We start from the raw sequence: 7,319 nt of genomic DNA, 5'->3' as shown, positions 1-7,319 counted from the left end.
CTTCGACCTCGCGCTCGACCGCAAACACCTCACCAAGCGCAACAGGCCGTTCGCCAGCGGCGCGCTGTCGATCCCGTTCGGACTTGGGGCGATCGCGGTGCTTCTGGCGATCGGCATCGGCACCGGGCTGTTCCTGTCGCCCGAATTCATGGCTGTGCTCGGCGGCTACATGGTCGTCACCACCGCCTATTCGCTGTCGTTCAAACGCATGCTGCTGGTCGATGTGCTGACGCTCGCCGGCCTCTACACGATCCGCGTCCTGGCCGGTGCGGCGGCGACCGGCGTCGACGTCTCGTTTTGGCTGCTGGCCTTCTCCATCTTCTTCTTCCTGTCGCTGGCGCTGGTGAAGCGCTTCGTCGAACTGCGCACCACCGCCATTCCGCCCGGCGAGCGCATTGCCGGTCGCGGCTATCGCACCGAAGACCAGGAGATCGTCGCCCAGGCCGGCATGGCCTCGGCCTTCTCCTCGGCGCTGGTGCTGGCGCTCTACATGGACAGTGTCGCGGTGCGGGAACTCTATCCGCATCCATGGCTGATCTGGCCGCTGGCGCCGATCGTGCTCTATCTTACCATGCGCGTCTGGATCCTGGCGCGCCGCAACGAGATGCATGACGATCCGGTCGTCTTCATCATCCGCGACTGGCGCAGCCAGATCGTGGTGCTGATCGGTGCGGTGATGCTGGTCATCGGGGGCTGGTAGGCATGGCCGCCGGACGTTTCCCAAGCTTTGGCCTTGCCACGCCGCCGGCGCCGCGCGCCATCGGTGCCGACGAGGCGATCGCGCTGCTGAAGGGCGGTCAGGCCAAGCCGGCGTCGCTGCTTGCCTATGGCAATGGCCGCGCCTACGGCGATTCCTGCCAGAACGGGGCCGGAGCGGTCGTCGATATGCGATCGCTGAACCGGATCCACGCCTTCAACGCCGAAACCGGTGTTCTCAAGGCGGATGCCGGCGTGCTGTTGTCCGACATCATCGCCCACGCTGCCCCCTACGGCTTCTTCCCCGCCGTTGTGCCAGGCACGCAATTCGTCACGCTCGGCGGGGCTATCGTCAATGACGTGCATGGCAAGAACCATCACCGGCGCGGCACCTTCGGCTGCCATGTCGAGAGCTTCACGCTGCTCAGGTCCGATGGAAGGACCCATCGCTGCTCGGCGACAGACAATGCGCGGCTGTTTGCGGCGACGATCGGCGGCATGGGGCTGACCGGCCTCATTCTGTCGGCCTCGATCCGGCTGATGCGGGTGCATTCCCTCGACATCGTCGAAAGGGCGACGCCGTTTCGTGACCTCTGCGAATTCTTCGACCTGGCCGCGGCGGCCGATCAGGCCAACGAATATGCGGTCGCCTGGATCGACCAGCTTGCCGGCGGTCGCAACAGCGGTCGCGGCCTGCTGCTCACTGGCAATCACGCCGAGCACGGCTCGCATGCCGCTTCGCGCGCCGACGGCAATTTCTCGGTGCCGGTCCAGCCGCCGTTCAACGTGCTCAACCGGCCGTTCCTGACCGCCTTCAACGCTGCCTACAGGTGGAGGAAGAGCCGGGCAACGGTGCCGCGCCAGGCCGGCTACCAGGGCTTCTTCTTCCCGCTCGACGGCGTGCGCGATTGGAACCGGCTTTATGGGCCGAAAGGGCTGTTCCAGCACCAGAGCGTGGTGCCGGAACAGACGGCGCGCGAGGCCGTGCCGGCATTGCTGGCGGCTGCAAGGCAAGCCGGGCAGGGCTCGTTCCTCACGGTGCTGAAACGCTTCGGCTCCATCCGCTCGCCGGCGCTGCTGTCGTTTCCGCGTCCCGGCTACACGCTGACACTGGATTTCCCCAACAGGGGCGCCGCGACGCTGACACTGCTGCGGGAGCTCGACCGCATCACGGTCGAGGCCGGCGGCGCGGTCAATCCGTACAAGGACGCCCGCATGGGGGCCGAAATCTTCGCTTCGTCCTTTCCCGAATGGCAGCGGCTGGAAGCGCTCCGCGACCACGCCTTCATGTCCGACTTCTGGGCGCGCACCGCGAAGAGATTGGATACGCGGCGAGGCTCGGTCGAGGCTGCCGAATAGATAAAATCCGAATAATTATTGGTTAACAGATGGTTGATAGCGCGATTCACTCAAAACAAGGTTGGGACTTCACCAAATGTTTGCGGGTTTGTAGTAGGAAGTGTGAAGGGGTGGCTTGGAACTCATGAAATACATCGTCTTCATTCTCTTTACAGTCATGACCAATGCCGCCGCGCAGCTGATGCTGAAGCAAGGCATGATGTCGCTCGGACCGATCTCGTTCGAGGGCGTCAATCCGCTCGTCAAGCTGCTGCAGATCGTCTTCAGCCCCTGGGTGTTCCTTGGCCTGTGTACCTTCGTCATCTCGATGGCCTCGCACCTCTATGTGCTGTCCAAGGTCGAGCTCTCCTTCGCTTATCCGTTCCTCAGCCTCGCCTATGTTGCCGTCGCCATCTTCGCTTATTTCGTCTTCCGCGAGGACCTCAATGGCTGGCGGATCGCCGGCATCGCCTTCATCTGCGTCGGCACGGTGCTGATCGCGCAAAGTGGCCGGGATTTGGGTGGGCAAGGGCATGAGGACCAGGCCGCTTCCATCACGCCCGACAAGATCCAAGCAAACGAGATCCTTCGATGAGACATATGATTTTCGGCGGTGACGGTTTCGTCGGCCGCCATCTTGCCCCGAAGCTTGTGGCCGATGGTGAAGAGGTTGTCGTCGCCGACATCGTCAAGAGCGACCTGCCGCATTACCGCAGCGTCCGCTTTATCCAATGCGACGTCACCGATCCGGCCTCGGTCGCCGCGATTGGGCTGAAGGCCGACGACATGGTCTACAATTTGTCGGCCAAGATGCTGTCGCCGATCCAGGTGCGCGCCAAGCGGCATGACTTCTTCTTCCCTGTAAATTTCCATGGCACCGAGCACATCATGCAGGCCATGGACGGAGCCGGTGCGTCAAAACTCGTCCACTACACGACCGACATGATCTACGGCCACACGGTCACGCAGCCTATGACCGAGGAGCACCCGGTGGCGCCGCTGGGCGAATATGGCTGGTCGAAGCAGAAGACCGAGGAGCTGGCGGCCGAGTGGCGCAAGCGCGGCATGTCGATCTCGCTGTTTCGCCCGCGTCTGATCATCGGTCCCGGCCGGCTCGGCATTCTCGAAAAACTGTTCAAGCTGATCGACTGGAATTTTCCGGTGCCGATGATCGGTTCGGGCAGGAACCCTTATCAGTTCATCTCGGTGTTCGACTGCGCCGAGGCCGCCCGCGCGGCCTGGAAGGCCGGCGTGCCAAACGAGGCCTATAATCTGGGTTCGCTCAATCCACCGCCCGTCAAGAAGCTGCTCGGCGATCTGATCAGGCATGCCGGCTCGAAATCGATCCTGATCCCGACACCGGGTTGGGCGGTCAAGCGCACGCTGGACCTGCTCGACCTGATGAACATGCCGATCATGGACCCAGAACAGTATCTGATCGCCGACGAGGAATGCGTGCTCGACGTGTCCAAGGCCGGGCGTCAGCTCGGCTGGGCGCCGCAATATCGCGACGAGGACATGCTGATCGCCGCCTATAGCGAGTACCGCGCCAAGAAAGCCGGTCTCGCGGTCGCCACCACACATGTGCCCGCCGAATAGCGGCTCGCAAAACAGCTTTCGTTGCGCACGATTGCGGTCGTGCGTGCAGACAGGAGATTGAAATGACCGTCATGGCCAAGCCCGAACAGACGAATGCGCGCACCATGGTCAGTGCGCCGGCGCTGTCGCCCGCCACCATCGCCAAGCCCAACCTGATCAGCGTCGAGCAGGCCAAGGCGATGGACGTCGCGGCAATGACCGACCTGTTCAAGGCGCATCTCAACCCCGGCCAACTGCACTTCATGAAACTGCTCGGCTTCCACAAGATCAAGATCGAGCGCGCCGAAGGCATGTTCTACATCGACCAGAACGGCCGCAAGATCCTCGACTTCTTCGGCGGCTTCGGTTCGCTGGCCTTTGGCCACAACCATCCGCGCATCCTGGAAGCACGCAAGAAATTCCAGGAGGAGAAGCGCCAGGAAATCGCCATCGCCTTCATGTCGCAATATGCGGCAGCGCTTGCGCACAACATCGCCAAATGCTCGCCCGGCGATCTCGACATGGTATTTTTGGGTTCGTCCGGCTCGGAAGCGATGGAAGCGGCGGTGAAGCTCGCCGAGCGCGCGGCCGGTCCGAAGCGGCCGAAGATCGTCTATGCCGAGAATTCCTTCCACGGCAAGACCAAGGGCGTGCTGGGCATCACAGACGGCCAGCTTTACCGCGCCGACTTCAAGGTGGCGGAAAACACGGTCCGCATCCCGTTCGCCGACATCGAGGCGGTCGAGCGCCTGTTCCGCTCCGATCCGGAGGTCGGGGTCATCGTGCTCGAGACCATCCAGGGCGGTGGCGGCATCATCCAGGCGCCGGCCGAATATTGGCAGAAGCTGCGCGCGCTGTGCGACCAGTACGGCGTGCTGTGGGTCGCCGACGAAGTGCAGTGCGGCTACGGCCGTTCGGGCCGCTTCTACGCCTTCGAGCATTACGGCGTCATTCCCGATGTGACCGCGCTGGCCAAGTCGCTCGGCGCCGGCAAGGCGGCGGTGGGAGCCATGATCGCGCGGCGCGAGGTCTACATGAAGGCCTATGGCACGCCGAAAACGGCGATGATCCATGCCATGGCGACCTTCGGCGGCATGGGCGAGGCCTGCGTCACCGCGATCGAGGGGCTCAACGTGCTCTACGACGAGGGGCTGATCGACAATGCCGCCGTCACCGGCGACTATTTGCTGCAGCGCCTGCAGGCGCTCAGGGAAAAGTACCCGAAGATCATCAAGGATGTGCGCGGCAAGGGTTTTATGGTCGGCCTGGAGTTCCACGACTTCTCGCAGACCTTGCCGATGGTGCTGCGGCCGATCGTCAGCGTGCTCGACGACAAGCTGAAGGGCTCGCTGTCGGGCTTCGTCGGCGCGCTGCTGCTGCGCGATTACGACGTGCTGGTCGCCTTCACCGAGTACAACCGCAACGTCATCCGGCTGGAGCCGCCGCTGATCTGCCAGCGTGAGCATGTCGATCGTTTCGTCGATGCTTTCGACAGTCTGCTGTCGCGCGGCATCGTGTCGATCGTGAAGGATTTCGTCAAAAGCCAGGTCCGTTAAACCGAAACTCGCTGAGTAGACATGCTGACCAAGTCGCCCGCTCCACAGAACCCACTCGACCGGCTCACCGGGGCCGGTCTGGCGTGGGGCGTGGGGACTTATGCGCGGCTGGCGGCACCGATCGGCGCCGCGGCCTTCGCGCTCTACATTCTTTTTTCAGCGTTCACCGCGTGGGTGATGCCCGACGCCAATTGGGACATGCTGCCCTATCTCGCCATAGCGGAGGAAGGCACCTATCCCGATGCACAGGCGCTGCATGACTATGCCTACAACACTGTCAAATCGGGCGTGTCGGCCGGTGACTACAAGGCGCTGACCGACGATGGCGGCGGCTTCCGCAGCCACATGGCGGAGAATGCCGCCGACTTCCATTCATTGCTCGGCATGTACCGGATCAAGTTCCTCTATGCCGAGATCCTGTCGACGATGAGCGCGGTGATGTCGCCGGTCGAGGCGATGCGCCTGGTCTCAGTGTTCTCCGTGCTGCTGTTCGGCGCGATCGCCCTGATGTGGCTGCGCTCCGAGGGGGCACTGGCCTTGGCGCCGGTGGTCGGCGCGGTGCTGATCATGGCCGATTTCGGCGATGCGGCGCGCGCCTCAACGCCGGATCTGCTCACATCGGCGCTGTTGCTGGGCGGGCTTTATGCCTATGTCCGCGGCCGCGAGGTGGCGACGGCGATCCTGCTCTTCCTCGCCTTCATGGTGCGCCCGGACAACATTGTTTTCCTTGCTGTTTTTGCTGTGCTGCTGGTTGCGTTCCGGCAGAGGGCATGGGGCGCGCTGGCCGGCTTTGCCGCTTCCTTCGTTGCCTATTTCGCCATCTCGCACTGGGCGCATCATCCCGGCTGGTGGCCGCATCTGTGGTTCTCCAGCATCGAGCAGCATTACAATATGGACGGGTTCGAGCCGCCATTCTCCATCGTTGCCTATCTCAGGGCATTTGCCACCTCGCTGCTGCGTGCCGTCAGCCTGAACAGCTGGGTCGGCGTGTCGGTGCTGGCACTGGCCGGCTGGTTTGCTGCCGACCGCGCCGGCTTCCGCCTCGACCGCCGCGCCGGCATCCTGTTCGCGGCACTGGTGCTCGGCGCGCTGGCGAAGTTCACCGTCTTCCCGATCCACGACACGCGCATCTATTTCCCGCATCTGATCCCGCCATTCCTGCTGCTGGCGACGCCGTTCATGGCGTTGTGGGCGGCCGTGGCTCGCGGCCAGAATCGCGCTGCCATGCAAATCATTCCCGGAGACAAGTCATGAGTTCGCTATCCAGCCTGGCGCGCGTTGCCCTGTCGCTCGGTCTTCCCAGTGGCGTTCTCGATCGCGGGCCGTCGCTGCGCGGCACGAAATTCCTGGCCAAGGCAGCGCTGAAGGCGCGGTTTGGTGGGGCGGGGCGGCCGTTCCAGATGGTCAATGTCGGCGCCTGCGACGGCGCGCTCTTCGACGATGTGACGCCGTGGCTGCACAGGATTCCCGGTGCACGCGCGATGCTGGTCGAGCCGATCCCCTACAATCAGAAACGGCTGCGCGCCAACTACCCCGACATCAGCCGCTTCATCATCGAGCCGGTGGCGGTGACGAAGACAAAGGGCACGATCACCGTCCACACTTTCGATGCCGCCGCGCTCGAGGCCGGCACGCTGCCCATCGAATTCATCGGCTGTTCGTCGGTCACCGACACCAATCTGATGTCGGGCAAGAATGCCTGGGGCGAGGCCGACGCCAACTTCAACAAGTTCGCGCCGCATCTCAGGGACATCGAGGTGCCATCCGAGACCTTGCTGACGCTGCTCGACCGCAACGGCATCACCCATATCGACGCCTTCCTCGTCGATTGCGAGGGCGCCGACTGGATCGTCTTCGAACAACTCGACCTCAAGCGCTACCGTCCCGGCATGATCAAGGTCGAGGTCGGCGCGCTGCCGGCCGCCGAGATCGGCCAGGTCGTGGTCAAGCTGAAGACATCAGGCTATCAGGTCGGTTTCCAGGCCGAGGACATCTGGGCCTTCGTGTGAAGGAAGATAGAGCAGACGACCCCCTCCATTGCTACAAAGACGTGGCCTAGTCCTCTCTGAACGCACGACTGATCTGATCGGAAAGCGGCTTCACGAAATATGAAAACGCAGACCGTTCGTGGGTCTTGATAAAGGCCTCAAC

Annotated in this window: 7 protein-coding genes; all 7 read left to right on the top strand. The window is 63.1% G+C overall.

The window, feature by feature from the left end:
• On the top strand, positions 1–700 hold a 700-nt coding region (locus EN991_RS16275), incomplete at its 5' end, for a UbiA family prenyltransferase (protein WP_164769120.1).
• Between the two features lie 2 nt (positions 701–702).
• A complete protein-coding gene (locus EN991_RS16270) occupies positions 703–2,055 on the top strand; it encodes an FAD-binding oxidoreductase (RefSeq protein ID WP_127369134.1) in 1,353 nt (450 codons plus the stop codon).
• Positions 2,056–2,179: 124 nt separating this feature from the next.
• Positions 2,180–2,629, top strand: a complete 450-nt coding sequence (locus tag EN991_RS16265; RefSeq protein ID WP_127369135.1) for an EamA family transporter — start codon at positions 2,180–2,182, stop codon at positions 2,627–2,629.
• Complete coding sequence (locus EN991_RS16260) at positions 2,626–3,633, top strand: NAD(P)-dependent oxidoreductase (RefSeq protein ID WP_027160518.1); 1,008 nt, start codon at positions 2,626–2,628, stop codon at positions 3,631–3,633. The genes EN991_RS16265 and EN991_RS16260 overlap by 4 nt, the downstream gene beginning before the upstream one ends.
• Before the next feature lie 104 nt (positions 3,634–3,737).
• A complete protein-coding gene (locus tag EN991_RS16255; protein ID WP_206519208.1) occupies positions 3,738–5,168 on the top strand; it encodes an aspartate aminotransferase family protein in 1,431 nt (476 codons plus the stop codon).
• A 21-nt stretch (positions 5,169–5,189) separates the two neighbouring features.
• Positions 5,190–6,422 carry a glycosyltransferase 87 family protein gene (locus EN991_RS16250; protein WP_063168215.1) on the top strand — a complete coding sequence of 411 codons (1,233 nt, stop codon included), beginning with the start codon at positions 5,190–5,192 and terminating at the stop codon, positions 6,420–6,422.
• Positions 6,419–7,177, top strand: coding sequence for an FkbM family methyltransferase (locus tag EN991_RS16245; protein WP_063168214.1), 759 nt, complete (start codon positions 6,419–6,421; stop codon positions 7,175–7,177). Before EN991_RS16250 ends, EN991_RS16245 begins: the two co-directional genes overlap by 4 nt.
• The last annotated feature ends 142 nt before the right edge of the window (positions 7,178–7,319 follow it).

Source organism: Mesorhizobium sp. M7A.F.Ca.US.005.03.2.1 (assembly GCF_003997795.1).
Taxonomy (GTDB): Bacteria; Pseudomonadota; Alphaproteobacteria; order Rhizobiales; family Rhizobiaceae; genus Mesorhizobium; species Mesorhizobium ciceri.
This window is presented reverse-complemented; position numbering and strand designations above follow the sequence as displayed.